27 protein-coding genes are annotated in these 23,836 nt (G+C 71.9%); 5 read left to right on the forward strand and 22 right to left on the reverse strand.

All coding sequences use genetic code 11. From position 1 onward, the window contains the following. Nucleotides 1–13: 13 nt before the first annotated feature. Complete coding sequence (locus ACZ5VQ_RS09870; RefSeq protein ID WP_469104451.1) at nt 14–553, forward strand: type 1 glutamine amidotransferase domain-containing protein; 540 nt, start codon at nt 14–16, stop codon at nt 551–553. Between the two features lie 91 nt (nt 554–644). On the opposite strand, the gene ACZ5VQ_RS09875 is transcribed toward ACZ5VQ_RS09870, so the two are convergent. Continuing rightward, entirely contained in the window at nt 645–881 is a 237-nt protein-coding gene (locus tag ACZ5VQ_RS09875; RefSeq protein ID WP_200394963.1) for a DUF6158 family protein, read from the reverse strand. A gap of 147 nt (nt 882–1,028) precedes the next feature. Next, nucleotides 1,029–2,648, reverse strand: coding sequence for an ABC-F family ATP-binding cassette domain-containing protein (locus ACZ5VQ_RS09880; RefSeq protein WP_469104452.1), 1,620 nt, complete (start codon nt 2,646–2,648; stop codon nt 1,029–1,031). 165 nt (nt 2,649–2,813) lie between these two features. Between ACZ5VQ_RS09880 and ACZ5VQ_RS09885 the strand changes: the two genes are divergently transcribed. The 3 genes from ACZ5VQ_RS09885 (at nt 2,814) to ACZ5VQ_RS09895 (ending at nt 5,468) form a co-directional block, all read left to right on the forward strand. After that, the gene (locus tag ACZ5VQ_RS09885; protein WP_469104453.1) at nt 2,814–4,307 is read left to right on the forward strand and encodes a phosphatase PAP2 family protein; all 1,494 of its coding nucleotides are present in this window, start codon (nt 2,814–2,816) and stop codon (nt 4,305–4,307) included. A 130-nt stretch (nt 4,308–4,437) separates the two neighbouring features. Beyond that, the gene (locus ACZ5VQ_RS09890) at nt 4,438–5,253 is read left to right on the forward strand and encodes a class I SAM-dependent methyltransferase (protein WP_469104454.1); all 816 of its coding nucleotides are present in this window, start codon (nt 4,438–4,440) and stop codon (nt 5,251–5,253) included. 44 nt (nt 5,254–5,297) lie between these two features. Further along, on the forward strand, nt 5,298–5,468 hold the full coding sequence (locus ACZ5VQ_RS09895; RefSeq protein WP_143640947.1) for a hydrophobic protein: 171 nt from the start codon (nt 5,298–5,300) through the stop codon (nt 5,466–5,468). A gap of 32 nt (nt 5,469–5,500) precedes the next feature. Here the strand turns inward: ACZ5VQ_RS09895 and ACZ5VQ_RS09900 are convergent, their stop codons facing one another. The 14 genes from ACZ5VQ_RS09900 to ACZ5VQ_RS09965 form a co-directional block, all read right to left on the reverse strand. Further along, on the reverse strand, nt 5,501–5,809 hold the full coding sequence (locus ACZ5VQ_RS09900; RefSeq protein ID WP_469104590.1) for a gas vesicle protein K: 309 nt from the start codon (nt 5,807–5,809) through the stop codon (nt 5,501–5,503). Nucleotides 5,810–5,877: 68 nt separating this feature from the next. Then, nucleotides 5,878–6,066 (reverse strand): gas vesicle protein, encoded by a 189-nt coding sequence (locus ACZ5VQ_RS09905; RefSeq protein WP_143640948.1) that lies wholly within the window; start codon nt 6,064–6,066, stop codon nt 5,878–5,880. Further along, complete coding sequence (locus tag ACZ5VQ_RS09910; RefSeq protein WP_469104455.1) at nt 6,063–6,863, reverse strand: GvpL/GvpF family gas vesicle protein; 801 nt, start codon at nt 6,861–6,863, stop codon at nt 6,063–6,065. Before ACZ5VQ_RS09910 ends, ACZ5VQ_RS09905 begins: the two co-directional genes overlap by 4 nt. Continuing rightward, entirely contained in the window at nt 6,860–7,222 is a 363-nt protein-coding gene (locus ACZ5VQ_RS09915) for a gas vesicle protein (protein ID WP_362076865.1), read from the reverse strand. The genes ACZ5VQ_RS09910 and ACZ5VQ_RS09915 overlap by 4 nt, the downstream gene beginning before the upstream one ends. Next, entirely contained in the window at nt 7,219–8,361 is a 1,143-nt protein-coding gene (locus ACZ5VQ_RS09920) for an SRPBCC family protein (protein ID WP_469104456.1), read from the reverse strand. The genes ACZ5VQ_RS09915 and ACZ5VQ_RS09920 overlap by 4 nt, the downstream gene beginning before the upstream one ends. After that, nucleotides 8,354–9,052: a DNA primase gene (locus tag ACZ5VQ_RS09925; RefSeq protein ID WP_469104457.1), complete on the reverse strand. Its 699-nt coding sequence runs from the start codon at nt 9,050–9,052 to the stop codon at nt 8,354–8,356. Before ACZ5VQ_RS09925 ends, ACZ5VQ_RS09920 begins: the two co-directional genes overlap by 8 nt. Beyond that, nucleotides 9,049–9,315, reverse strand: a complete 267-nt coding sequence (locus ACZ5VQ_RS09930; RefSeq protein WP_469104458.1) for a gas vesicle protein GvpG — start codon at nt 9,313–9,315, stop codon at nt 9,049–9,051. The genes ACZ5VQ_RS09925 and ACZ5VQ_RS09930 overlap by 4 nt, the downstream gene beginning before the upstream one ends. A gap of 70 nt (nt 9,316–9,385) precedes the next feature. Continuing rightward, the gene (locus tag ACZ5VQ_RS09935) at nt 9,386–10,135 is read right to left on the reverse strand and encodes a GvpL/GvpF family gas vesicle protein (protein WP_469104459.1); all 750 of its coding nucleotides are present in this window, start codon (nt 10,133–10,135) and stop codon (nt 9,386–9,388) included. Continuing rightward, nucleotides 10,132–10,557 (reverse strand): gas vesicle structural protein GvpA, encoded by a 426-nt coding sequence (locus ACZ5VQ_RS09940; protein ID WP_143640955.1) that lies wholly within the window; start codon nt 10,555–10,557, stop codon nt 10,132–10,134. Before ACZ5VQ_RS09940 ends, ACZ5VQ_RS09935 begins: the two co-directional genes overlap by 4 nt. 142 nt (nt 10,558–10,699) lie before the next feature. After that, nucleotides 10,700–11,056 carry a gas vesicle protein GvpO gene (locus ACZ5VQ_RS09945; protein WP_469104460.1) on the reverse strand — a complete coding sequence of 119 codons (357 nt, stop codon included), beginning with the start codon at nt 11,054–11,056 and terminating at the stop codon, nt 10,700–10,702. Between the two features lie 94 nt (nt 11,057–11,150). Continuing rightward, entirely contained in the window at nt 11,151–12,080 is a 930-nt protein-coding gene (gene ligD / locus ACZ5VQ_RS09950; protein WP_469104461.1) for a non-homologous end-joining DNA ligase, read from the reverse strand. 101 nt (nt 12,081–12,181) lie between these two features. After that, nucleotides 12,182–14,029: a transketolase gene (locus ACZ5VQ_RS09955; RefSeq protein ID WP_362076885.1), complete on the reverse strand. Its 1,848-nt coding sequence runs from the start codon at nt 14,027–14,029 to the stop codon at nt 12,182–12,184. Continuing rightward, the gene (locus ACZ5VQ_RS09960) at nt 14,026–15,696 is read right to left on the reverse strand and encodes an NAD(P)/FAD-dependent oxidoreductase (RefSeq protein ID WP_469104462.1); all 1,671 of its coding nucleotides are present in this window, start codon (nt 15,694–15,696) and stop codon (nt 14,026–14,028) included. Before ACZ5VQ_RS09960 ends, ACZ5VQ_RS09955 begins: the two co-directional genes overlap by 4 nt. Nucleotides 15,697–15,957: 261 nt before the next feature. Further along, complete coding sequence (locus tag ACZ5VQ_RS09965) at nt 15,958–16,518, reverse strand: phage holin family protein (RefSeq protein ID WP_469104463.1); 561 nt, start codon at nt 16,516–16,518, stop codon at nt 15,958–15,960. Nucleotides 16,519–16,656: 138 nt separating this feature from the next. On the opposite strand from ACZ5VQ_RS09965, the gene ACZ5VQ_RS09970 reads away from it, so the two are divergent. Further along, the gene (locus ACZ5VQ_RS09970; protein ID WP_307520235.1) at nt 16,657–17,010 is read left to right on the forward strand and encodes a VOC family protein; all 354 of its coding nucleotides are present in this window, start codon (nt 16,657–16,659) and stop codon (nt 17,008–17,010) included. Nucleotides 17,011–17,033: 23 nt separating this feature from the next. Here ACZ5VQ_RS09970 and ACZ5VQ_RS09975 read toward each other — a convergent pair whose 3' ends face one another. The 6 genes from ACZ5VQ_RS09975 to ACZ5VQ_RS10000 form a co-directional block, all read right to left on the reverse strand. Then, nucleotides 17,034–19,019, reverse strand: coding sequence for a DUF5107 domain-containing protein (locus ACZ5VQ_RS09975; RefSeq protein ID WP_469104464.1), 1,986 nt, complete (start codon nt 19,017–19,019; stop codon nt 17,034–17,036). 40 nt (nt 19,020–19,059) lie between these two features. Next, complete coding sequence (locus tag ACZ5VQ_RS09980) at nt 19,060–19,959, reverse strand: arginase family protein (protein WP_469104591.1); 900 nt, start codon at nt 19,957–19,959, stop codon at nt 19,060–19,062. 5 nt (nt 19,960–19,964) lie between these two features. Then, complete coding sequence (locus ACZ5VQ_RS09985; protein ID WP_469104465.1) at nt 19,965–20,510, reverse strand: GNAT family N-acetyltransferase; 546 nt, start codon at nt 20,508–20,510, stop codon at nt 19,965–19,967. A gap of 21 nt (nt 20,511–20,531) precedes the next feature. Then, nucleotides 20,532–20,780: a LapA family protein gene (locus tag ACZ5VQ_RS09990; protein ID WP_469104466.1), complete on the reverse strand. Its 249-nt coding sequence runs from the start codon at nt 20,778–20,780 to the stop codon at nt 20,532–20,534. A 151-nt stretch (nt 20,781–20,931) separates the two neighbouring features. Further along, nucleotides 20,932–21,855 (reverse strand): S66 peptidase family protein, encoded by a 924-nt coding sequence (locus ACZ5VQ_RS09995; protein WP_469104467.1) that lies wholly within the window; start codon nt 21,853–21,855, stop codon nt 20,932–20,934. Beyond that, nucleotides 21,852–23,831 carry a prolyl oligopeptidase family serine peptidase gene (locus ACZ5VQ_RS10000; RefSeq protein ID WP_469104468.1) on the reverse strand — a complete coding sequence of 660 codons (1,980 nt, stop codon included), beginning with the start codon at nt 23,829–23,831 and terminating at the stop codon, nt 21,852–21,854. The genes ACZ5VQ_RS09995 and ACZ5VQ_RS10000 overlap by 4 nt, the downstream gene beginning before the upstream one ends. Nucleotides 23,832–23,836 lie beyond the last annotated feature (5 nt).

Genomic DNA, 23,836 nt, shown 5'->3' on the forward strand with positions numbered 1-23,836 from the left:
ATGTGGGAGACCCATGCGCATCGCGTTTCTGATGGCGCCGGAGGGCGTCGAACAGATCGAACTCACCGACCCCTGGCACGCCGTCCACGACGCGGGCGGCGAACCCGTGCTGCTGTCGACGAAGCCGGGGCAGATCCAGGCGTTCAACCATCTCGACAAGGCGGACGTGTTCCCCGTGCAGCAGGTCGTGGGCGATGCCTCGGCCGACTCATTCGCCGGTCTGGTGCTGCCGGGCGGAGTGGCCAATCCGGACGCTCTGCGCATGGACGAACAGGCCGTGTCGTTCGTCCGCGGCTTCTTCGAGCAGGGCCGTCCGGTCGCCGCGATCTGTCACGCCCCGTGGACGCTGATCGAGGCCGACGTGGTCCGCGGCCGCACCCTCACCTCGTGGCCGAGTCTGCGTACGGACATCGGCAACGCGGGCGGTACGTGGGTCGACGAACAGGCGGTCGTCTGCGAGGCCGGCCCCGCGACACTCGTCACCAGCCGCAAACCGGACGACCTCAAGGCGTTCCGCGAGGCGTTCCTGCCGGAGTTCCTGAAGCGGCGCTGACCGCGGCCGTCGGAGCCAGGGCCGACACCCGTTCAGGAAGACCGCCATCCGGTCGTCGGGGGGCGGCCGTTCGGCAGGGCCGGCGCAGGCCTCACCGGCTCGCGTCCGGATGCCTGTCCCGCGCCCCCGCCCGCGTCCGGCCCAGGGCGACCGGGCGGCGCGGGTTCCGGCGCAGATACTCGCCCTCCAGTTCCGCCATCCGGACGTTGTGCGTGCGCAGCGCGTCGTTCGAGCCGTGCAGCAACGTGTCGTGGCGGGTGCGATGGATCGTCTCCAGCTCTTTCATCAGCTGCTGATCATCCAGGAGGCCCGGGTCGACTCCGGTCATGGCACTACCCCGATCGTCGTGTCTCCCTCCACCTTACGAACACCGGGGCGCACTCGCGCCCCCTTGGGAGCGCGGGGAACTGTGCGCCCGGCCCCGACGGACCCGCGCCCGAAGAACGAGCCGCAGCCTGCCAGGCCTGGCTGAGAGCTACCGAACCCGCTCCACCCGCCGCTCGTCCCACACCGGCTCCGCCGACTCCCGCACACGACCGTCGCTGCCGAACACCAGATACCGATCGAACGAACGGGCGAACCAGCGGTCGTGCGTGACCGCGAGCACCGTGCCCTGGAATGCCTCAAGACCCTCCTGAAGCGCCTCGGCCGACTCCAGGTCGAGGTTGTCCGTGGGCTCGTCCAGAAGCAGCGCCGTGCAGCCCTCCAGCTCCAGAAGGAGGATCTGGAAGCGGGCCTGCTGCCCGCCGGAGAGCCGGTCGAAGCGCTGCTCGGCCTGCGCGGTCAGCTCGTAGCGCCGCAGCCGGGACGCGGCGGCGCCGCGGTCCTGGGAGTGCTCGGACCACAGGATGTCGAGCAGGGTGCGCCCCTCCAGCTCCGGGTGGGCGTGAGTCTGGGCGAAGTGGCCGGGCACGACACGCGCGCCGAGCTTCCACTCCCCCGTGTGCGTGACGTCGCCGCCCGCGAGAAGCCGCAGGAAGTGCGACTTGCCGGAGCCGTTCGAGCCGAGGACGGCGACCCGCTCGCCGTAGAAGACCTCCAGGTCGAAGGGTTTCATCAGGCCGGTGAGTTCGAGCCCCTTGCAGGTCACGGCCCGTACGCCGGTGCGGCCGCCGTGCAGGCGCATGGTGATGTCCTGCTCGCGCGGCGGCTCCGGCGGCGGGCCGGCCTCCTCGAACTTGCGCAGCCTGGTCTGGGCTGCCGCGTACCGCGAGGCCATGTCAGGGCTGATCGCGGCGGCCTGCCGCAGGTTGAGCACCAGCTTCTTCAGCTGGGCGTGCTTCTCGTCCCAGCGCCGCCGCAGCTCCTCGAAGCGCGCGAAGCGCGCGCGCCGCGCCTCGTGGTATGTGTCGAAGCCGCCGCCGTGCACCCAGGCATCGGCGCCCGCGGGCCCGGGCTCGACGCTCACGATCTTCTCGGCGGAGCGGGCGAGCAGCTCCCGGTCGTGGGAGACGAACAGGACCGTCTTGCGGGTCTCCCGCAGCCGCTCCTCCAGCCAGCGCTTGCCCGGAACGTCGAGGTAGTTGTCCGGCTCGTCGAGCAGCAGCACCTCGTCGGTGCCGCGCAGCAGTGCCTCAAGGACAAGCCGCTTCTGCTCGCCGCCGGAGAGCGTGCGCACCTCGCGGAACTGCGCCTTGTCGTACGGGATGCCGAGCGCGGCCGTGGTGCACATGTCCCAGAGGGTCTCGGCCTCGTACCCCTGGACCTCCGCCCAGTCGGAGAGCGCCTGCGCGTAACCCATCTGGGCGGCCTCGTCGTCGACGGTCATGATGAGGTGCTCGGCGCGGTCGACGGCCTCGGCGGCCTCCCGGATCCGCGGCTGGGCGACCGACACGAGCAGGTCCCGTACGGTCGACTCGTCCCGTACGGATCCCACGAACTGGCGCATCACGCCGAGTCCGCCGCTCACCGTGACGGTGCCGCCGTGCGGCTTCAGCTCGCCGGAGATCAGCCGCAGCAGTGTCGTCTTCCCCGCTCCGTTGGGCCCGACCAGCGCGACCACGGCCCCTTCGCCCACCCGGAAGGACACATCGCCGAGCAGCGCCCTCCCGTCAGGAAGGTAGTACTCCAGGTGCGCGGCTTCCAGATGTCCCATGGTTGGGCATTGTCCGGGGTGGGCGGGGCGCGCGGCAAACGGGTTACCCGGTCGGCGGACCGGAGTGGCGGACCGGAGTGGCGGGCGGAGGACAGACACGTCACACAGCCGGTTCTCGTCGAACAGACATGCGCGGCAGAGCCCTGTCTGGGTACACGATGGTGCATGACCGCAGACCTGGATCTCACCGTCACCGGACCCGGCCACGCCCTGCGCGACCGGCTGCTGGCCCTCGACTGCCGCATGTTCGAAGCCGTTGCGGCCCGGCACTGGCCGGGCGCCGACCCGCTGCTGCCGAAGCTGAGCCGCAGCGCGAACCACGGTCTGCTGTGGTTCGGCACGGCGGCGGCGCTCGCGGCGACGCGTTCGCCGCGGGCCCGCCGCGCGGCCGTCCGCGGGGTCGCCTCACTGGCCCTGGCCTCGGCCACCATCAACACCCTCGGCAAGCGCTCGGTGCGCCGTCCGCGGCCTCTGCTGGACGCGGTGCCGATCATCCGGCAGCTGAAGCGCCAGCCGATCACCACCTCGTTCCCGTCGGGGCACTCGGCGTCGGCGGCGGCCTTCGCGACGGGTGTCGCGCTGGAGTCCCGCCCCCTGGGCGCGGTGGTGGCCCCGGTGGCCGCCGCGGTCGCCCTCTCCCGTATCTACACGGGCGCGCACTTCCCGAGCGACGTGCTCGTCGGGGCGGCGTTCGGCGCGGGCGCCGCCTTCGCCGTGCGGGGCCTGGTGCCGACCCGCGACCAGCTGCCGCCTCCCGGCCGTCCGCGCGCGGACGCGCCCGCGCTGCCGGACGGGGAGGGCCTGGTCATGGTGGTCAACAAGGCGGCGGGCAGCTCGGACCGCGTCCGCGCCCTCGGTGACGCCCTGCCGCGCGCCGAGCTCGTGGAGTGCGAACCGGCCGGTCTGCGGGCCGAGTTGGAGAAGGCGGCGGCCCGCGCCGAGGTGCTGGGCGTCTGCGGCGGCGACGGCACGGTGAACGCGGCCGCCACGGTGGCCCTGCGCCACCGCCTCCCGCTCGCCGTGCTGCCCGGCGGCACGCTCAACCACTTCGCGCAGGACCTGGGCGTGGAGGACGTACGCGATCTGAGCCAGGCCCTGCGGGAGGGCGACGCCGTACGGGTCGACGTGGGCCTCTTCTCCGCCGCCGGCACGGAGGGCTACTTCCTCAACACGTGCAGCCTCGGCGTCTATCCGGAGCTGGTGCGTGAGCGGGACCGCTGGTCGAAGCGGATCGGCGGCTGGCCGGCCGGAGTGGTCGCGACCCTGCGCGTGCTGCGCGCAGACCGGCACCCACTCAAGGCCGAACTCAGCGGCAAGGAGCACCCGTTGTGGCTCCTGTTCGCCGGAAACGGCACGTACCACCGGATGGGTCCGCTGCCCGCCCGCCGCTACGACCTCGCGGACGGCCGCCTGGACGTAAGGGTCGTGCACGGAGGCCGCTTTCCGGCCGTACGCCTCCTCGCCGCGGCCGTCGCCGGGCCGCTCACCCGCTCCCCCGCCCACGCGGCGGTCCGCGTCGGCGCGCTCCGCGTGGAGGGCGTCGAGCCCGGCACCCTGCTGGCCTACGACGGCGAGGTCACCACCGTGGAGGGCGAGGTGACGCTGCGGAAGCTGCCCGAGGCACTGACGGTGTACCGGCCGCTCCAGCAGCGGCACTGACCACGCACGACAAAGTCCGCATAGCAAGACGCGGGTCTCAACATTCGACATGGCGGCGTACGGTGACACTCATCGCTCGCGGAGCAGCTCCGCAGGCCCGGTCCGAGGGTTACGAGGGAATGGGGACGCCATGTCGAAGGAGACCGCCGTCTACACGCACGGCCACCACGAGTCCGTGCTGCGCTCGCACACCTGGCGCACGGCCGTGAACTCGGCGGCCTACCTCCTCCCCTCGCTGAAGCCGCACATGAGGATCCTGGACATCGGCTGCGGGCCCGGGACCATCACCGCCGACCTGGCGGAACTGGTCCCGGACGGGCACGTCACCGCCGTCGACCACGCGCCGGGCATCCTGGACCGGGCCCGGGCCACCGCGGCCGAACGGGGCCTGGAGAACGTGGAGTTCGCGGTCGCGGACGTCCATGCGCTGGAGTATCCGGACGACACCTTCTGCGTCGTCCACGCACACCAGGTGCTGCAGCACGTGGGCGACCCGGTGCAGGCGCTGCGCGAGATGCACCGGGTCACGAAACCGGGCGGCTTCGTGGCCGTCCGCGACTCGGACTACGCGGCGATGACCTGGTACCCGCTGTCGCAGGGCATGGACGACTGGCTGGACCTCTACCGGCGTGTGGCCCGCGCGAACGGCGGCGAGCCGGACGCCGGGCGGCGCCTGAAATCATGGGCGCTGGCGGCCGGCTTCACCGACATCGCCGGCTCGTCGAGCACCTGGTGCTACGCCACCGCCGAGAAGCGGGCCTGGTGGAGCGGCCTGTGGGCGGACCGTACGGTCGCCTCCGCGTACGCGGACCGCGCCACGGAGGGCGGTCACGCGACGGCGGAGCAGCTGAACGCGGTCTCTGAGGCGTGGCGGGAATGGGGCCGACAGGAGGACGCCTGGTTCTCCGTCCTGCACGGGGAAATTCTCTGCCGGAAACCGGTCTGATTTCCTTGATTCGGGAAACCCGGGACAGCAGGAGGTAATAGACTATGGTTCCCATCCTGCTGGTACTGCTTCTGGCGCTCATTCTTTTCGGCGCCGGATTCGCGGTGAAAATTCTCTGGTGGATCGCACTGATAGTGATCGTGGTGTGGCTACTGGGATTCCTGGTGCGCGGCACGAGCGCGAGCGGTTCCAGGGGCCGCTGGTATCGCTGGTAGATCTGCCGGGATTTCCGTATCCACCGGTGGTTCTACTCCCTGGGAAGTAGCGGTCCGAGCGGCCCGAGGTCCATATTCAGGTCCTCGGGCCGCAACCCGTAGCGGTCGCGCAGTTCGGCCATGCGCTCGTCCAGGAGCATCAGCGTGAGACCGATCCGCTCCTCCTGGTCCTCCGAGAGATCTCCCGTGTCGAACCGGCGCAGCGCCTGCCGTTCCATCAACTGCCGCAGCAGCTCGACCACGGTCAGCACGAGCTTGACCAGGTCCCGCTCCACGGTGTCCGGATCGAGATCCAGCCGGTTCCGCCGGGCCTTCCCGGCCGTTTCGCCGTCGCCACTCATGGCACCCCGGTCACTGGTATCGCTCACGTCACTGGTATCGCTCACGTCACTGATGTCACGCATGTCGCTCACTCCAACTCCCTCCAGGGCGAGGGGACCTGTTCGTTCACCGAGCTGATGAGCGCGTTCAGGTCGATGCGTACGAGATCGACGTCGGCGATCCGCAGCGTGAGGTCGCCGGTGATGACGACCCCGCCCGCGAGCAGCCGGTCGAGCAGGTCGACGAGAGCGATCTCCCGGCGTTCCACGACGGTCACGAGTCCTCCCCGCTGAACGAGTACGCCGCCCACGGCCCGGTGAGTTCGACACGGAGTCCGGGAGAGTCGTCCTTCGTGCGGTCCACCAGTTCCACGAACGCCTCGGATTCCGAACGCGGCACCAGATAGGCGGCGTTGAGCACGTTCCGGCCGGACGCGCGGGAGAGCGCCGCGTTCTGCGGCGCGTGGATCCGGGTGTCCTCCGCGTACCCGGAAAGCGTTTCGTGCAGCCGGCGCGAGAATTCCTCGCCCTGTTCCCATTTCTCCTCGTGCGCTCTGCGCTGACCGCGCCGCTGCCGCAGATAGTCGCGCCCCGAAACGGGTTTGGCGGGAGAGGGTGCCGGCCGGGCCTCCGAATTCCCGGAGGATTCCGTGCTCTCAGAAGACTCCGGGGATTCCGGGGATTCCACGTAGACCTTCACTCCCCATTCGACCCGCCCGTCGAGCCGGTCGAGCGTCCGCAGGAAGGTCTCCTCGCGCTGTTCCATCATCGTGCGGACACCGCTGTCGTCCCGGAACACGGTCGCGAGCCGGAGCGGCAGCGGCGAGGTGACGACGGTGAGCGCGTCGATCACGTTCTGGTGCGCCCGCGCTGTCGCGCTGAGCCAGTCCAGGTCCTCCAGATGGGCCCGCAACGGCCTCTCGGCGAAGTCCTCCTCCGGCACATGACCCACCACGGCGACCAGGCCGTGGTGGGTCAACTGCTTGGGCGGGACACCCGCGACGCCCGTCAGCTGGGCCGACAGCGGTATGCCGAAGGGGCGGCAGACGGCGTAGACGTAGCGCAGACCACTCATCCCTGAGCTTCCTCCTCCGTGGGTTCGCGCTCGCGCGCGGGGGCGACCTCACGACCGCGTTCGAGTTCGGCGACGTGCGCGCGCAGCTCGGCGTTCTCCCGGGAGAGTTCGTTCCGGCGGGCCGTTGAGGACAGAGCAGGGTCCGACTCCCACCAGTCGATGCCCATCTCCTTCGCCTTGTCGACGGAGCACACGATGAGCCTCAGTTTGATGGTGAGCAGCTCGATGTCGAGCAGGTTGATGCGGATGTCGCCCGCGATCACGATGCCCTTGTCCAGCACCCGTTCGAGGATGTCGGCGAGGTTGGCGCTGCTCCCGTCGTGCCCGTAGGGGTCCGGCAAGCGCTGAGCCGTGGTCATCGCCGGCTCCGGGGCTCAGCGGCCTCGGTCTCTTCCGCTTCCTCTTCGAGCGCTTCCTCGTCCTCCATGGCGTCCTCTTCCTCGGCGTACGCGCCGTTCTCCTCGTCGTCGTACGCCTCCTCGTCCTCTTCCTCGTACTCGCCCTCCGGGGCCTCCTGGTCCTCGGGGATCTCCTCGTCCTCGGGGACTTCGTCGGCCGCCTCGGTCTCGTCGGCGGCTTCGGTCTCCTCGCCGTCGTCGAGCTCCTCGGACGCCTCGGTGTCTTCGGCCTCCTCCTCCGCGAGCGCGTCCTCGTGGGTGACGACCACTTCGCCGTCGCGGATCTCGCCGCGCCAGCTGTCGCTCGCCTCGCCCTTGAGCGTGATGAAGCGGGCGAAGTTCTTGAGGTCGAGACGGGCCCTGCGGCCCTGGGCCCGCCAGATGTTGCCGGTCTTCTCGAACAGACCCTTGGGGTAGTACTCGACGATCAGCAGGACCCGGGTGAGGTTCTCTGCGAGGGAGTGGAAGGAGACGACACCCTTCGTCGTGCCCTTGGCGCCCTCGGACGTCCAGGAGATGCGGTCGTCGGGCACCTGGTCGGTGGTGTGCGACTTCCACCTGCGGTTGGACCAGAAGATCTTCATCTGCCAGTCGGAGGTGGTGTCGTCGGCGCGGTCCGCGCTCCTGACGCCCTTCGCGAACGTGCTGAAGTCCTGGAACTGGGTCCACTGGTCGTAGGCCGTACGCAGCGGCACGCCGACGTCGACGTACTCGAGGATGACCGTGGGCTTCTTGCCCGCGCCGCCCTTGCGCTTGCCCTTGCCGCCGGTCAGGTTCTTGAACGCGCCGACGACGCTGTCCTTGGCCCGGCCGGCGCCGAGTTCCACGGCGGACCTCAGCGGCCCCTTGCCCTCGGCCAGCTTGCGGCCGCCGTCGAGGGCCAGCTTGGCGAAGCCCGGACTGTTGCCCTCGGCGATGTCGTTGAGCTTGCCCGTCGTCTCGCCGAGCTTGTGCCCGACGCCGACCAGCAGCCGCTGGGCCTGGGCGCCCAGATACGCCTGGACCTCTTCCTTGAGCCGGTCGGCCGCCGCGCTCTGGGCGACGGAGGTGAGCGGGTTGTCCTTCGCGTGCTTCGTCGCGGATCCGAGGGTGTCAGTCATCGTCGCCGCCTCCCCTCATCGGCCGGCTCCGCGAGGCGCGGCGCCCGGCGGTCTTCGCCGCGGCCGTCTTCTTCGCGGGAGCCTTCTTCGCGGCCCTGGCCGCCGTCTTCTTGGCCGGGGCCTCCTTGCGGGGGCTCAGCTTCTTGGCGGGAGCCTTCTTCGCGGCCTTCTTGGCCGGGGCCCTCTTGCGCGGCCGCGGCCGTTCCTCGTCCTCTGCGGACTCCGCGGACTCCCGCTCGGCAACGCCGTCGTCCGAGGTGTCCGAGGCATCCGGGTCGCGTTCGTCGGACTCGTCGTAGTCCTCGTACTCGCCCTCGGGCTCGTCCTCCCGGTCGTCGCGGGACTTGCCGCCGACGCCGGGCACATCCGGAACCACGCCCGAGAGCTGGTCCCGTACTTGTGCGGTCCGTCCGTGCAGCCGGTCGGCGATACCCTCGATCTGCCGCTCCACGAGAGCTCCGGACGCGGCCTTGCCCACGCCTCGCAGGTCCTCGCGCAGCTGGTCCCCGATCTCCTTGAACTGCGGGTTGTTCTGCAGTTGCCCGGACACCAGGTCCGCGAGGGCCCGCGGGCTCAGGTGCATCCGTTTGCCGGCCACCATCGTGCCGATCGCGAACGCCAGTTTCATCTTCTTGGTACGCCCGAGGACGTATCCGGCCCCTACCGCGAGGCCCAGTCCCAGTCGATTCATCGTGTCGTCCCGTTGTTGCCTGTTCCGGTGCCCCTGGTCATGGCGATCTCCAGCCGGTCGAGGAGCTCGTCCTCCAGGCGGTCGAACTCCGCGTCGTCGATCTCGCCCGCCTCGAGCTGCTGCTCGAGGCGGGTCAGTTCGGCGCGGACCGCCGCCGGGTCGTAGTACTGGCGCTCTGCCTCGGCCAGTACCTGTTGCATGGCCCAGAGGCTGCCGCGCACGGGGGCGAACGGCAGCATCAGGACCTCTCCGATCAGCCCCATGTCCTCGACTCCTCTGTCTCGTCCGTCTCATCTGTCTTGTCTGTCTTGTCCGACTCGGCCGTCTCGGCTCTCAGTGGTGTGTCTCGGCGGGCTCGGACGGCCCGGGTTCGACGAAGCTGTAGGGCGGCAGCGGCCCGTGGAGCCGCACCTCGAGATGCGGTTGCCCCTTGCGGAACTCTTCGACCGCGGCGATGAAGCCCTCGGCCGACGCGCGCTCCACGAGGAACGACACGTTGGCCAGCCACCCGGTGGACTCCGGTCCGACGCTCACCGCGGTGGCGACCGGTTCCAGGGCGCGCTGAAGCTCGGCGGCGTCCTGCACCTCGCGGTGCTTCACGGCGGCGACCACCGCCTCGCCGAGCCGCAGCTTGTCGTCGTAACTGCCGCCGCCCGCCTTGCGGTTGGCCTCGGTGAGCGCCCGGACGTCCGGGTTCTCGGACATCACCCGGTGCAGTACGGCCTCTTCGTCGTGCGTGGCCTTGACGTTGTACTCGACCTTGCCCGACAGCGCCTCCAGGCGCTCCTTGAAGTGGTCGGCGCGCTCGGCGAGCACCCCGGCCACGGCCGCGTCGTCCGGTGAGAGGCTGCCGAACCGCATGGGCAGCACGGCCGCGGCCGCGCCGGTCTCGGCCAGCACGTTCTGGTGGGCGAGCAGGTCCCTGCGCTTGGGCCGCAGCCCTTCGGGCGCATCGCTGACGACCGCGGCGAGGTCGCCCTCCTTGATGATGCGCACCTGCCGGGCCGGCTCGCCGACGCCTTCCATGCCGTCGGGCAGCGAAGGATGCGAGCTTGTGGTGATGCCGTAGACGTACGTACTCACTCCTGCTCCTCCTTCCGGCGTGCCGCGGTGGACTTGCGGGCGCGCGGCCTGGACTCGGCCTGGCTCTCCTCGCGGGACTGCTTGAACGCGTCGGAGATGGTCTCGGCGGCGCCGGACAGCGCCCCCTTCGACTTGCCTCGCGCGCCGGACTCGGTGATCTCGCCGACCAGGTCGGGGAGTCCGGGGCTGCGCTTGGGCCCGGCCTCCAGGTCGAGCCGGTTGCACGCCTCCGCGAAGCGCAGATAGGTGTCGACGCTGGCGATGACGACGCGCACGTCGATCTTCAGGATCTCGATTCCGACGAGGGAGACCCGGATGAATGCGTCGATGACGATCCCTCGGTCCAGGACGAGTTCCAGGACGTCGTAGAGGCCGCTGGTGCCGCCTCCGCCGCCACTCTGTTGTGCCGGGACAACGGTCATGCCGACCGTGCCTCCTTGTCTGTTGTTGGGTGTGTGGGCGAAGCGGGAGAGGTTCCCCGCCCGAAGGACTGGAGACGGTCTCCTCGCCCGAAGGACTGGAGACCGAGCCCCTCCTCCGAAGGACCGGGGAAGGGGCCGTGGCCTACCGGCCGCCGGGCCTGTTGGAGTCGGACCTCCCGCGTTCGTAACGGCGGACACGCCGATAGCCGGTGAGCTCGCCCTGGAGGTCGCAGGTCGCCTCGTAGCTCGCGAGCAGGCTCATCGTGTCGGGGACCCTGACCAGTTCCAAGACCTCGATCTGCAACGTCCAGCCGTCCTCTGTGCGTTCGAAGGACGACACGGACTCGGCCACCATGCCGGTCAGCTCCGCGAGCTGGGTGCGCGCGTTGCGCAGCACCTCCATGGGGCTCGGCACGTCCTCGTCCGCCGCGTCTTTCTGCTTGCTCTTGGATGAGTTCGATGAACTCTGTGAACCTGATGTGTTGGATGTGTTCGACATGGCCACCTCGGAATCCGAGTGGCCAGGCGGACGTTGGCCAAACCTCCAAGGATGCGTTCCACGACCGGTTGTTCGTCCCCGGCCGGTACGCGCCTCAGCCGCGCAGCGCGTTCAGCCGGCGCCGGGCAGGACCGAGCGCGCGCCCTCTGCGGAGCAGACCCGCCCAGGGGTCGGTTCGGGCCTGGTCGACGGCGTCCGCGACGGTCCAGCGGCGGGGGCCGAGTGCGGGGTCGTCGAGCTGCTCCCAGGTGAGGGGGGTGGCGACCGGGGCACCTGGCTTGGCGCGGACGGTGAAGGGGGCGACCGAGGTCTGGGCGTAGGCGTTGCGCTGGATGTCCAGGTAGAGGCGGTCGCCGCGGTCCTTCTTGCGGGCGGCCGTGGTGAGCTGCTCGGGGTGCGCCTCGGTGAGGGTGTCGGCGACGGCCTTGGCGAACTCTCGTACCTCGTCGAAGTCGTGCCGTCCGTCGAGCGGTACGACGACGTGCAGTCCGCGGGAGCCGGTGGTCATCAGGGCGGACGGCAGCCGGAGTTCGTCGAGGAGCTCGCCGACCAGCCGGGCGGCCTCGCGCACCGGCCCGAAGTCGTCGCCGGAGGGGTCGAGGTCGAAGACCAGCCGGTCGGGACGGTCCACCCGGCCGTCCTGGGAGACCCGCGACAGCCACCGGTGCAGGGTCAGACAGGCCTGGTCGGCGAGGTACACGAGGGTCGCGGTGTCGTCGCACACGGGGTGGACGACGGTGCCGCCCTCCTTGGTCACCTCGACCCGCCTGATCCAGTCCGGGTCGTGGTCCTGGACGTTCTTCTGCATGAACCGGGGCCCGCCGAGCCCGTCCGGGTACCGCTCCAGCATCAGCGGCCGTCCCCGCAGGTGCGGCAGCATGTACGGGGCGACCTCGCGGTAGTACTCGACGAGGTCGGCCTTCGTGTACTCCTTCGCCGACCCGTCGCCGGGGAACAGCACCTTGTCGGGCCGGTGGACCTCGACGGTCCGCCGGCCGGCCCGTACGGACCGTGTGCCGGCCATGGTCACTCCTTCCGGACGCCCGTGTCCCGTACGGACCGGGCGGGACGCGTCATCGCATGTACCGGGCGGGACGCGTCATTGCATGTACCAGTCGGGACGGGTCATCGCACGATCGCGTTCTCCACCAGCAGCTTCGCCGAGGCCGCGATCGACTCGGCGTCGATACCGGCGGCGTGCAGTTGCTCCTCGGGCGAGGCCGAGCCGGGCATGGTGCGCACGGCGAGCCGGACCAGCCGGGGTGTGGGGCGTCCGTCGAGGAAGGCGTCGAGGACCGCGTCGCCGAGGCCGCCCTCCTCGTGGTGGTCCTCCACGGTCAGCAGGCAGCCGGTGTGGTCGGCGGCCTCGCGCAGGGTCCGACGGTCCACGGGCTTGACCGAGTACAGGTCGATGACCTGCACGGAGATGCCGTCGGCGGCCAGTGCGTCCGCGGCCTTCAGCGCCTCGTGCACGGTCGCTCCGGCGGCGACGACGGTCAGCCGGTCCTGCGGGGAGACCCGCAGCACCTTGCTGCCGCCGACCGGGAACTCCTCGTTCGGGCCGTACAGGACCGGCATCTCGCCGCGCGAGGTGCGCAGATAGCGGACGCCCTCGCAGCCCGCCATTTCGGCGACGAGCTTGGCCGTCTGGTTGGCGTCGCACGGGTAGAGCACGGTCGAGCCGTGCACCGCCCGGAACATCGCCAGGTCCTCAAGACCCATCTGGGAGGGCCCGTCCTGCCCGATCGCGACACCGGCGTGGGAGCCGACGAGGTTGATGCCGGCCCCGCTGACGGACGCCATCCGGACGAAGTCGTGGGCACGCGTGAGGAAGGCGGCGAAGGTGGACACGTACGGCACCCAGCCGCGCGCGGCGAGCCCCACGGCGGCAGCGACGAGCTGCTGTTCGGCGATGTAGCACTCGAAGAACCGGTCGGGGTGCTCCTTCGCGAAGAACTCGGCACGCGTCGAGTCGCTCACCTCGCCGTCGAGGGCGACGACGTCTCCGCGCGCGGTGCCGAGCGCGGCGAGCGCCTGCCCGTAGGCGTTGCGGGTGGCGACCTCCTCGCCGGTCTCGTAGCGCGGCAGTTCCAGGTGCCCGGCGCGGACGGCGTGGAGCATCCGGGCGGCGGGCGGCTGCCGGACCTCGATGCGGAGGTCGCGCACTCCGCCGAGTTCCTCGATCGCCTCGTCGGCGTCGGGCAGCGGCTTGCCGTGCAGGCCCTCGCGGTCCTGGACGGATGCGACGCCCTTGCCCTTGAGGGTGCGGGCGATGATCGCGGTCGGCTGTCCGGCGGTGGAGACCGCCTCGCCGTACGCCCGGTCGATCGCGTCCACGTCGTGGCCGTCGACCTCGACGGTGTGCCAGCCGAAGGCCCGGAAGCGGCGGGCGTACGCGTCGAGGTCGTGGCCGTGCCTGGTCGGGCCACGCTGGCCGAGCCTGTTGACGTCCACGATCGCGACGAGGTTGTCGAGATGCTCGTATCCGGCGTGCTCGGCCGCCTCCCAGACGGAGCCCTCGGCCATCTCGCTGTCGCCGCACAGCACCCACACCCGGTAGCCGACCCGGTCGAGCCGCTTGCCGGACAGCGCGATGCCCACGCCGACGGGCAGGCCCTGCCCGAGCGATCCGGTGGCCGTCTCGACCCACGGCAGCCGGCGCGGTGTCGGATGCCCTTCGAGGCGACTGCCGAGCCTGCGGAAGGTCATCAGCTCGGTGTCGTTGATGGCCCCGGCCGCCTTGTACGCGGCGTACAACAGCGGCGAGGCGTGTCCCTTGGACAGGATGAAGCGGTCGTTGCCGGGGTGGGCGGGGCGGTCGAAGTCGTAGCGCAGATGGTTGGCGAACAGGACCGCCAGCAGGTCGGCGGCGGACATCGAGGAGGTGGGATGCCCGGATCCCGCCGCGGCGGCCGCGCGGACACTGTCCACGCGCAACTGCTGCCCCAGTTCGGTGAGTTGACGGGTGTTCATGACTCTCCTTCGTCGGGGCGTACGGGGCTGGGGGCGGCGGGCTTGTCGGTGTCGGTGCCCGCCTGGTCGCCGGGGCCGCGAGACGTCGGGCTGTCGGGGGCCGCGCCTGCCGGGCGGGCGGAAGCACTGCCCGCCGGGCGGCTCCCGGCCGGACCCGCGGGACGGCCGGGAGCCGGAGGCCGGGGGGCGTCGGGATCCCGGGCCGCGAGGGCGTCCGGATCCGGGGCCGGGCGGTTGCCCGGGTCACGCACCGCAGACGCCTCGGCCTTGGACACCCGGGCCGCCCCGGACCCACCGGGGCCGCCCGCCCCGGAGTCCGCGGGGCTCCCGTCACCGCCCGCGGCGGCTGCCCGCTTCTCCGGGCCGCCCGCCACCCGCGCCAGCTCCGGCGAGGCGGACTCCAGCGGTACCGACCAGGAGCGGACCAGGCCCAACTGGACGCCCTGGCGCGGGAGTACGGCGTCCAGGAGCCAGTCGGCGGCGACCCGGACACGGTTGCCGGGCATCGCGGCGAGGTGGTAGCCGCGGGCGACGACTCCGGCGAGCGGCCCGGACAGCGGGATGCCGAGCGGATTGGCGGCGGCCTTCACCCCGCCGAGGTCGACGACGAAGCCCAGGTCGCGGTGCCGGTAGGCACGCCGGGTGCCGACACCGAACGAGGCGGCGACGTTGTGGCCCGCGACCTTGCCGTGCCGCCAGGCGTGCTGCGCGGTCATCGCCGTGTACTCCCCGGGCTTCTCCAGATCGGGCACGGCGGCCGCGTCACCGCAGGCGAACACCTCGGGGTGGCCCGGCACCTGGAGATACGGGTCGACGAGCAGCCGCCCGCGCTCCATCGGCCGCCCGACCCCTGCCACCAGTGGATCGGGCCGCACACCCACGCACCACACAAGGGTCCGGGTGTCGACGAACTCCCCGTCGCTCAGCCGCACTCCGGTCGACGTGGCCTCCTCGACGGACGTACCGGTGCGCACGTCGACACCGCGCTCGCGCAGCACCCGGTCGGCGGTGCTCGACAGCCGTTCGTCGAGTTCGGGCAGCACACGCGGGGCGATGTCGAGCAGCAGCCACCGCGGCCGCATCCCCTCCCTGAGCGGCCGCTTGCGCACCAGCTGGTCGGTGAACAGCTGTCCCTGCGCGGCGACTTCGGTACCGGTGTATCCCGCACCGACCACCACGAAGGTGCAGCGCGAGGAACAGTTCTTGGAATCGTCCGCGGCGGCGGCGAGTTCGATCTGCCGGGTCACGTGGTCACGCAGGTACAGCGCCTCGGGCAGTCCGCGGAAGCCGTGCGCGTGCTCGGCGACACCGGGTACGGGCAGCAGTTTGTTGACGCTGCCGACGGCCAGGACGAGCCGGTCGTACGACAGGGTGCCGCCGTCGCCCTCGGGGTCGGTGTAGTGCACGGTCCGCGCTTCGAGGTCGATGCCGTCGGCCTCGCCCAGCACCAGCCGTACGTGCGGCAGGGTGCCCGTCAGCGAGACGGTGACGCGGCGCGGCTCCAGGACACCGGCGGCGACCTGGGGCAGCAGGGGAAGGTAGAGAAAGTAGTCCGTGGGGTTCAGCAGGACGATGTCGGCCTTGTTCCGGGTCAGCCGGGACAGGGTGCGCGCCGTCTGGTATCCGGCGAATCCTGCTCCGACGATCACGACACGGGGTCGGCTCATGGGGCGCCTCCGGCGGGGTCGTCCTTCGGGGCCTTCCGCGTCCCCCCGGCAGGGACGCCGAAACGTCGAGATCCACGCGATCCCCGCGCGAGGGCGCTTCGCGCCGGGCGCCGGGCACACCGGAGGACCGGCGGGACCCGTCGGGCTCGGTCCCGGCCGTGCGGGGCCGCGGACGGTGTCTCCTCCCCGATTGTCCGGGGCGCGGCCCGTCACCGCATCCCACGCGACGGAGGCGCACCGCTTCGGTACGCCTCCGTGGGTTCACCGGGCCGGGTGATGCGGGCCCTCGGGATCCGTCGCACTCGGCATCGGGGTCGTGCCCGCACCGGAGGGGCCGGGCGCCCCGCTCACGCCGCCGGGAGCGACGGGCGGAACCGGCGGGGCGGAGGGCCCGGCGAGACCGCCGGGCGGCGTTCCGGGAGCCGTGCTGCCGGCGACCCTCGCCGCCTGCCCCTCGGCGGCCTGTCCGGCAGCTGCCTGCCCCGCAGCGGCCTGTCCCTCGGCGGCGTGCGTCGGCGCGGACCGGGGTGCGGTCGGCCTCGCCGCGTTGCGCAGCGCGTAGGCCGCGGCTCCGAGCAGGACGGCGGTGATCAGCGCGGCCACCCAGTCGGGCAGGCCGAGCGCGAGGACGAGGCCGACGGTCAGCGCGAGGGCCGCGCCCGCGTACAGGGCGACGGCGCCGGACGCGGCGTACAGCGAGGCCGTACGGCGCTGCTTGACGGTCTGCTCCCGCAGTTCCTCGCGTACGGCGTCGCGGGCCACCTGCGCCAGTTCGTCGACCAGGTGCTTGTCCAGATGTTCCATGTGTTCGATGCGGTCCATGGCGGCCGGGTACCCGCGCCCCTTCGCCCGTAACGCCGGGCGCCTCCGGCTCCGTTCGGCCGGCGGGACCCCGGCCCGTGTCCCGGGATCCGTACGAAACGATCTCGTTCCCGGCCGACCCCAACTAGGCTCGTCCGCATGGACATTCTGGGAGCCACGCTGCGCATCTGCGTCGACGACCTGGAGACTGCGGTCCCCTTCTACGAGAAGCTGGCGGGCGGACCGGCGCTCCGCTTCGAGCGCGGCGGTGTCTCCGTCGCCGCCGTCGGCTGCTTCCTGTTGATGAGCGGGCCGGAGTCGGAGCTGGAGGTGCTCCGCAAGGTCTCGGCGACCATCGCGGTGACGGACGTCGACGAAGCCCACCGGGTGCTCACCGACTCGGGCGCCCACGTCGTGGCGGGCCCGGTGGCGACACCGGTGGGCCGCAACCTGATCGCGATGCACCCGGACGGCTACGTGTACGAGTACGTGGACCGCCGCGCGGCCGAGTAGGCCACCCGGCGCCCACGCCCAAGTCATCCCGCGCTGTCGGTACCGGGCGGCCGCATCCGGAAGTCGTAGCGCTCCGGCAGGGGCTCGTCGGCGATACGGGACCACGTCACGCCGATGGCCTCGGCGCCCTCACGCAGGTCGGCCACCTCGAAGCCGGCGTCGAAGACGGCGCGTGCCGCAGCCCTGTCGCCCTCGGCGAGCAGCAACTCCGCCTCGATCAGCCGGAACCGGCCGCGTTCGCGGGTCGCCGGGCGCAGCCGCTCCCAGACGGAGCGCGCGTTCGCCGTCCGCCGCACCGCGAGGAGTGCGGCGATCGCCTCCCGGCCGAGCGCGGCCGTGGCCGCCGTCCAGGCCTCCCCGTCGTCGCGCCGCTCCCGGCACAGGTCGTCGAAGGCTTCCGTGTACCGGTCGGCGGCCCGTTCCCGGTTGCCCGCGTCCTGGTCGGCGACGGCGAGGCAGCGCAGCAACGGCCAGAGGGACGGGGCGAGTTCCAGTGCCCGCTCCCAGCTGCGCACGGCCTGTGCCCGGTCGTCGGCGTGCCACTGGGCGACGCCCAGGTGGTACTCGGTGAGCGGCTTCGCGGGTGCCGTCTCCAGCATGTCCCGCCAGTGCCGGGCGACGAGTGTCTCCCCGGGCGGTGCCACCCTGCGGGGCTCCGGGAAGGCCCCGGACCGGAGCAGCTCCGCCCAGGGCGCCTGTGCGTCCCCGAGCGTGTCCTCCTCGTAGGGCGTGCCGGGCAGCTTGAGCGCGCCGCGCAGGACTTCGAGCGCGCCCCAGCCGGATCCGACGGCCAGCACCTCACCGGGTTCGGTGTCGGCGGACGTCCGCCAGTTCTCGTACGCCGTCTCGAACTCCCCACGGGGCAGGACCTGTTGGAGCCGTTCCTCGACTCCGGAGCGTGCCGCGGCCCAGTCGGTGCCGTGCACGGTCTCCGCGTCGGCCGTCAGCGGCCCGTACGCCTCAAGCCACGCCACCTCGCTCTCCGCGTCGAGGCGCAGGTGCTCCAGCTGGGTGCGGGCGAGCCCGGCCTGGATCTCGCAGTAGCCGCCGGTGCCGGGCTCGGTGAGCCACTCCTGCCAGCGCCGCCCGCCACTGCCCGAGCCCCACACGAAGAGCTTGCGCCCGCGGAGCACGTCGGTGGACGTCTGCACGAGCCCCTGTCCCGTCTCGTCGAGAGCCGCGATCCAGCGCCGCTGTCCGTCGGGCACCTCGTAGAAGTAGTCGGCCGGGTACTCGCCGCGCAGCGGATACGTCCGGTCGGCGCCCTCGCACACCGGAACCGGCACCCGGCGCAGCCGGCGCTCGTATCCGAAGTGCCAGGCCTCCTCGGCGGGCGCGAGCACCCGGCGCTCCTCGGGGACCGCGGTGTTGGACCACCAGTACAGCGGCGCGGCCTTCTCGTGCGGGTTGCGGACGCGTACGCCGACGTACAGGAAGTCGGATCCCTCCGGCAGCCACAGGTCGACCTGGAACGGCAGGTCGCGCAGCCGTTCCCACTCCCACAGGCGCAGCATCTCGCCGCCGTCGGGCGCGGTGACGCGGGCCGCGTGCAGGGGTGCGCAGGCGAGGGGCGAGTGGCCGGTGGCGCCGATGTTCCATTCGATGCCGCCGGAGAACCAGGCGCCGTTGAGCGCGAAGTCGGCGGGCTGCAACACCGGGTTGCGGTAGAGGAGTTCACGGTCGGACGGCTTGTGGAAGAGGGACACGACACGGCCGCCGTAGCCGGGCAGCACGGTCGCGCGCAGCCGGTCGTTCTCGATGACGAGCGCCTCGACCTCGCGGGGCTCCCGCGTTCTCCCGTAGCCGTCGCGGACACGTTCGGGCAGCAGGCTGCGCAGCGGCTCGTAGCCGATCTGGCGGGCCATGTCACGGGGCAGGCCCTCGCGCTCCCGCTCGTCCACGTGGTGCGTCTCGTCGAGCGGACGCAGCGGAGGGAGGGGGTTGCTGGGGCCCAACTCCGCGACCGGCAGCGTCAGTACGTCACGTCGGATGGTCGTCACGTCGACCATGGAACAGCGTGGACGGCGAGCCGACCAGGGGCACTCCCGGTCAGGATTGCGCAAAGGCCGCGACGACGATGTCGGCGAGCAGGGCGCCGGCGGTCCCGTCCGGGTCCAGGTCGGGGTCGTAGATGGTGACGTTGAAGCCGACGCAGTGCGGGGAGTTCACCAACGGCCGCAGCAGCGCGGTCAGTTCGTCGGGCAGCAGTCCGCCGGGGTCGGGGCTGTCGACAGCGGGCATCACGGACGGGTCGAGCACATCGGCGTCGAGGTGCACCCAGAAGCCGTCCAGCTCCGGCACGTCGAAGGCCTGGGCGGTGGCCCGGGCCAGGGCGTCGGCTCCCCACTCGCGCACGTCGCCGACGGTCACCGTGGGGATCTTCAGCGCGGCGAGTTCGGCCCGGTCCTCCTCGAACTCGTCCCGGATGCCGAAGAACCGCACGTCCTCGTCCCGCAGATAGGGCTTCAGCCCCTCCAGGTCGGTCAGGTCGTCCTGCCCGCGTCCGGTCGCCAGGGCCACTTCCTCCCCGCCGGCCGCGCCGACCCTCTCGGAGTTGCCCGGGTGCCGGAAGTCGTGGGAGGCGTCCACCGCCACGAGCCCGTACCGGCCGATCCGCCGCAGCGCGAGCGAGGCGCCGAGCTGGATGGAGCAGTCGCCGCCGAGGACGACGGGCAGTTCCCCGGCCCGTACGTGCCCTTCGATGCGGTCGGCGAGCGTGCGCGTGTAGGTGGCGATCGCGGCGGCGTTGAAGACACCGTCGCCCTCCTGCCAGTCACCCCGGTCGTAGCGCGGCGGTACCACCACGCCGCCCTCCAGGGCGTGCAGCCGGGCCACGATCCGCTGCTCGCGCAGGGCTCCGGCCAGCTTGTAGCAGCCGGGGACGGTGCCCGGGGCCGACGGGCGAAGGCCCAGGTTCGACGGGGCGTCCAGGACGACAAGGTTCCGGATAGGACTCATGTTCGAATCATATCGGCGGTGACGGCCCATCGTTCGTGGTCCCGCCAGGCCCCGTCGATGAAGAGGAACTCCGGCGAGAAGCCCTCCAGACGGAAGCCGCAGCGGCGGGCCAGCGCGATCGAGGCGGCGTTGTCCGGCTGGACGTTGATCTCCAGCCGGTGCAGTCCGAGCCCGCCGAACGCGTACCGCACCACCAGGTCGAGCCCCTCCCCCATCAGCCCGCGCCCGGCCGCGTGCGCGAAGGCCCCGTAGCCGAGCGCCCCGCACTGGAAGGCGCCCTCGACGATGTTGTTGATGTTGATGAACCCGGCGATCCCCCCGCCGTCCTTCTCGCAGACGAGGAACCCGGCCTTCGTCGGGTCCTCGATCAGCCGTCCCGCGTACGAGGCGTAGGCGGCCGCATTGGCCGGCGGGAACAGCCAGGGCTGGTGCAGCGCCTTGCTCTCACGCGCCCGGGCGATGAACTCGGCACCGTCCTCGTGGGTGTAGTGACGTATGCCCACACGGGAGCCTTCGGCGAGGTATTCGGTAGCGCCATGCATCCCGCAACGGTACGCGGCAGGTCAGCTTCGGCGCTTCATGAAATACGCCCCGCACAGCGCGCCGATCACCGCCGTGCCGAGGAGTGCCATCCACAGGGGCATGGTGACCTCGGGGATCAGCAGGCGGATCTTGGTGGCGCGGGTGTTCTCGAAGATGAAGATCAGCGCGAGCAGGGCCAGCGCGATGACGGACACCCGCCCGGGCGTCATCAGGTTCCGTCCGCCTGCCTTGCCTCCGCCACCACTGCTCTCCGAGGTCTTCGGGCTCATGCGACCAGGATGGGCCGGGTAGTGGGGGTCACGCGCGGTGAGAGGTTCCTCCGGGTGAGGCGGGGGGCCACAGGGGTGACTCGACCGTCATGGCCCTCACGCCCCTCACGGCCGTCACCGGCGCCAAGCCGTTCAGTCGGCGCCACCGGCGTCAGGCCAGCGCGGGCACGTCCAGCGTCAGCGTCCCCGCCCCGGCGTCCAGCTCCGCCGGCACCCCGAACGGGACCGTCAGCGCCGCCTCGCAGTGCCCGAAGCCGAACTCCTCGGCGATCGGCACCCCGAGCCCGCCGAGCCGGTCGAGGGCGAGGGCCCTGATCCGGTCGTACGGGTCGCACCGCTCCCAGGAGCCGAGCAGGATCCCGGTGACGCCGTCGAGCCAGCCGGCGCGCAGGAGTTGGGTGAGATAGCGGTCCAGGCGGTAGGTCTCCTCGCCGACGTCCTCCAGGCACAGGAGGCCGCCGCGCGCCGAGGGCCGGGCGTGGGGTGTGCCGAGGTCGGCGGCGAGCAGGCTCAGGCAGCCGCCGAGGAGGACGCCCCTGGCCCGCCCCGGCACCAGCGCGCTCCCGGCCGAGGTGAGGGTCCGCACCGACTCCGGTTCGAAGAGCGTTGCCCGCAGGTGCTCCTGGGCGCGGGCGTTCTTGATGAAGTCGATGCCCGCGGCCATGGGTCCGTGCAGTGTCACGAGCCCCAGCCGGGTCGCGAAGGCCTCGTGCAGGGCCGTGATGTCGCTGAAGCCGAGGAACACCTTGGGGCCGGCGGCCCGGAGCGCGTCCCAGTCGAGCAGCTCGGCCATGCGCTGCACGCCGTAGCCGCCGCGGGCGCACAGCACGGCGTCCACACTCGGGTCGCACCAGGCGGACTGGAGGTCGGCTGCCCGATCGGCGTCGGTGCCCGCCAGGTAGTCGAACGTGCCGTGCCGGTCGAGGACATGAGGTGCCACGACCGGGTCCAGGTCCCAGCCGCGCAGGATGTCGAGGCCCGCCTGCAGCCGTTCCTCGGGCACGGGACCGCTCGGCGCGACGACGGCGACACGGGCTCCGGGAGCCAGCCGCCGAGGTCGCACGAGTTCCTTCACTTGGCGAGCTCCAGGGTGGGGACGCCGGGCGGATTCAGGCCGAACACCTGGGCGTACAGGGAGAGTTCGGACTCCAGGGCACGCACCATCGTGTCGGCCCGACGGAAGCCGTGGCCCTCGCCCTCGAAGGCGATGTAGGCGTGCGGCAGCGGCCGCGCCCGCTCCTCCATCCTGGCCAGGAACCGCTCGCACTGCGCGGGCGGGCAGATGACGTCGTCGAGGCCCTGGAGGAGAAGGAAGGGCACGGTGACGCGGTCGGCGTGCTCGGTGGGCGAGCGCTCGGCGTACCGCCCGGGGACCTCGGCGAGCGGTCCGACCAGGGTCTCCAGGTACTGGGACTCGAAGTCGTGGGTCTCGCCCGTGCCCCAGCCCGCCAGGTCGAGGATGGGGTAGATGATCGTCCCGCAGGCGTACACGTCGGTGCTCACCAGGGACGCGGCCGTGGTCCAGCCGCCCGCGCTGCCGCCGCGGACGGCGAGCCGGTCGCGGTCGGCGGTGCCCTCCTCGGCGAGGGCGAGCGCGACGGCCGCGCAGTCCTCGACGTCCACGACACCCCACTGCTCGCGCAGCCGGTTGCGGTACTCGCGGCCGTACCCGGTGGATCCCCCGTAGTTGACCTCGGCGACCCCGATGCCCCGCGAGGTGAAGTACGCGATGTGCAGGTCGAGGACGAGCGGGGCACGGCCGGTGGGGCCGCCGTGCGCCCACACGACGTACGGCGGAAGCTCGTCGCCGGGGGCGACATGGCCGGGGTGGTGCGGCGGGTAGATGTGCGCGTGGATCTCGCGCCCGGCGGGCCCGCTGAACGTGCGGATCTGCGGTTCCGGGTAGTGGGCGGGGTCCACCGGGTCGTCGTGCGGGGCGCCGATGACCCGTGCCCGGCCGGTTCGGGCGTCCAGTTCGACGACCTCGTAGGCGCTGCGCGGGCTGGCCGCGACGGCGGCGACCCGGCTGCCGTCGGCGGCGAGCGTGGCCGCGTACTCGGTCCAGGGTCCGGCCGCGTCGACGACCTCACCGGTCTCCGGGTCGAGGATGCCGAGCGCGGTGGCGCCCCGGCCGTGCACGACGGCGATCAGTCCGCTCTCCAGGGGCGCGAACCAGCGGCGGCCGACCGTCCACAGCGGCCCGGCGAACTCCTCCTCACGCGTGCAGATCGCCTCGCCGTCGCGGTAGAGGTTCCACCAGCCGGAGCGGTCGCTCGCGTACAGCAGGGTGCCGTCGGCGGACCAGTCGGCCTGGGCGATCGACTCGTCGGGGCCGCCGGCGGCCTTCCGGGCCCCCCGGAACGTGCCGTCGGGGCCGACCTCGGCCACCATCAGTTCGGTCCCGTCCCACGGCATCCGCGGGTGGTCCCAGGCCAGCCAGACCGCGCGCCGCCCGTCGGGCGAGATACGCGGTCCGGTGACGAACCGGTGCTGCCCGTCGGTGAGTTCACGTACCGCGTCCCGGTCCTGCGCGGCCGAACCGTCCAGCGGCACCGCGGCGACGACCCGCCGCACATCGGTCGGCCCGTCGCCGGTGAACTCCTCCAGTACGCACCAGACCTCGCCCAGTTCGAGATGCATCCGCGGGTCCACCCACCGCAGTCCGCCGCCCACGAGCGACACGGGCGTCAGGGGGCGCGGCTCCTTGTCGGGGCGGGCGGGCTCGTACGCGTACAGCCGCTGGTCGGCGAAATCGACGAACACCACCAGCGGGCCGTCGTCGCCGACCGCCCCGGCCCAGGGCTGTCCGCCGTACTCCATGACGCGGCTGCGCACGTTCCACGGGGCGGGCAGGACCGAGTCCTCGGTGCCGTCGGCGCGGCGGCGCACCAGGGTGCGGCGGCCGCCCTCGGTGGGCCGGGGCTCGGTCCACCAGACCTCGTCGCCGACGAAGCCGACGAAGTCGGGGTGTCCGTCGTGCGCGGCGGCGAGCGACGCGTCGATGGGCGAGGGCCAGGAACCGTAGGCCAGGGTCTGCACGATGTCCCCCATTTTTC

Source organism: Streptomyces sp. NPDC033178 (genome assembly GCF_055577685.1).

Coding starts and splice junctions, on each gene's coding strand:
- ACZ5VQ_RS09960 (WP_469104462.1), bottom strand. CDS start 15,696: ATGAGCCGACCCCGTGTCGTGATCGTCGGAGCAGGATTCGCCGGATAC.
- ACZ5VQ_RS09900 (WP_469104590.1), bottom strand. CDS start 5,809: ATGAGTGGCGACGGCGAAACGGCCGGGAAGGCCCGGCGGAACCGGCTG.
- ACZ5VQ_RS09990 (WP_469104466.1), bottom strand. CDS start 20,780: ATGAGCCCGAAGACCTCGGAGAGCAGTGGTGGCGGAGGCAAGGCAGGC.
- ligD (WP_469104461.1), bottom strand. CDS start 12,080: ATGGCCGGCACACGGTCCGTACGGGCCGGCCGGCGGACCGTCGAGGTC.
- ACZ5VQ_RS09885 (WP_469104453.1), top strand. CDS start 2,814: ATGACCGCAGACCTGGATCTCACCGTCACCGGACCCGGCCACGCCCTG.
- ACZ5VQ_RS09890 (WP_469104454.1), top strand. CDS start 4,438: ATGTCGAAGGAGACCGCCGTCTACACGCACGGCCACCACGAGTCCGTG.
- ACZ5VQ_RS09970 (WP_307520235.1), top strand. CDS start 16,657: ATGGACATTCTGGGAGCCACGCTGCGCATCTGCGTCGACGACCTGGAG.
- ACZ5VQ_RS09875 (WP_200394963.1), bottom strand. CDS start 881: ATGACCGGAGTCGACCCGGGCCTCCTGGATGATCAGCAGCTGATGAAA.
- ACZ5VQ_RS09945 (WP_469104460.1), bottom strand. CDS start 11,056: ATGTCGAACACATCCAACACATCAGGTTCACAGAGTTCATCGAACTCA.
- ACZ5VQ_RS09925 (WP_469104457.1), bottom strand. CDS start 9,052: ATGAATCGACTGGGACTGGGCCTCGCGGTAGGGGCCGGATACGTCCTC.
- ACZ5VQ_RS09940 (WP_143640955.1), bottom strand. CDS start 10,557: ATGACCGTTGTCCCGGCACAACAGAGTGGCGGCGGAGGCGGCACCAGC.
- ACZ5VQ_RS09870 (WP_469104451.1), top strand. CDS start 14: ATGCGCATCGCGTTTCTGATGGCGCCGGAGGGCGTCGAACAGATCGAA.
- ACZ5VQ_RS09915 (WP_362076865.1), bottom strand. CDS start 7,222: ATGACCACGGCTCAGCGCTTGCCGGACCCCTACGGGCACGACGGGAGC.
- ACZ5VQ_RS09895 (WP_143640947.1), top strand. CDS start 5,298: ATGGTTCCCATCCTGCTGGTACTGCTTCTGGCGCTCATTCTTTTCGGC.
- ACZ5VQ_RS09965 (WP_469104463.1), bottom strand. CDS start 16,518: ATGGACCGCATCGAACACATGGAACATCTGGACAAGCACCTGGTCGAC.
- ACZ5VQ_RS09975 (WP_469104464.1), bottom strand. CDS start 19,019: ATGGTCGACGTGACGACCATCCGACGTGACGTACTGACGCTGCCGGTC.
- ACZ5VQ_RS09930 (WP_469104458.1), bottom strand. CDS start 9,315: ATGGGGCTGATCGGAGAGGTCCTGATGCTGCCGTTCGCCCCCGTGCGC.
- ACZ5VQ_RS09910 (WP_469104455.1), bottom strand. CDS start 6,863: ATGAGTGGTCTGCGCTACGTCTACGCCGTCTGCCGCCCCTTCGGCATA.
- ACZ5VQ_RS10000 (WP_469104468.1), bottom strand. CDS start 23,831: ATGGGGGACATCGTGCAGACCCTGGCCTACGGTTCCTGGCCCTCGCCC.
- ACZ5VQ_RS09985 (WP_469104465.1), bottom strand. CDS start 20,510: ATGCATGGCGCTACCGAATACCTCGCCGAAGGCTCCCGTGTGGGCATA.
- ACZ5VQ_RS09955 (WP_362076885.1), bottom strand. CDS start 14,029: ATGAACACCCGTCAACTCACCGAACTGGGGCAGCAGTTGCGCGTGGAC.
- ACZ5VQ_RS09880 (WP_469104452.1), bottom strand. CDS start 2,648: ATGGGACATCTGGAAGCCGCGCACCTGGAGTACTACCTTCCTGACGGG.
- ACZ5VQ_RS09920 (WP_469104456.1), bottom strand. CDS start 8,361: ATGACTGACACCCTCGGATCCGCGACGAAGCACGCGAAGGACAACCCG.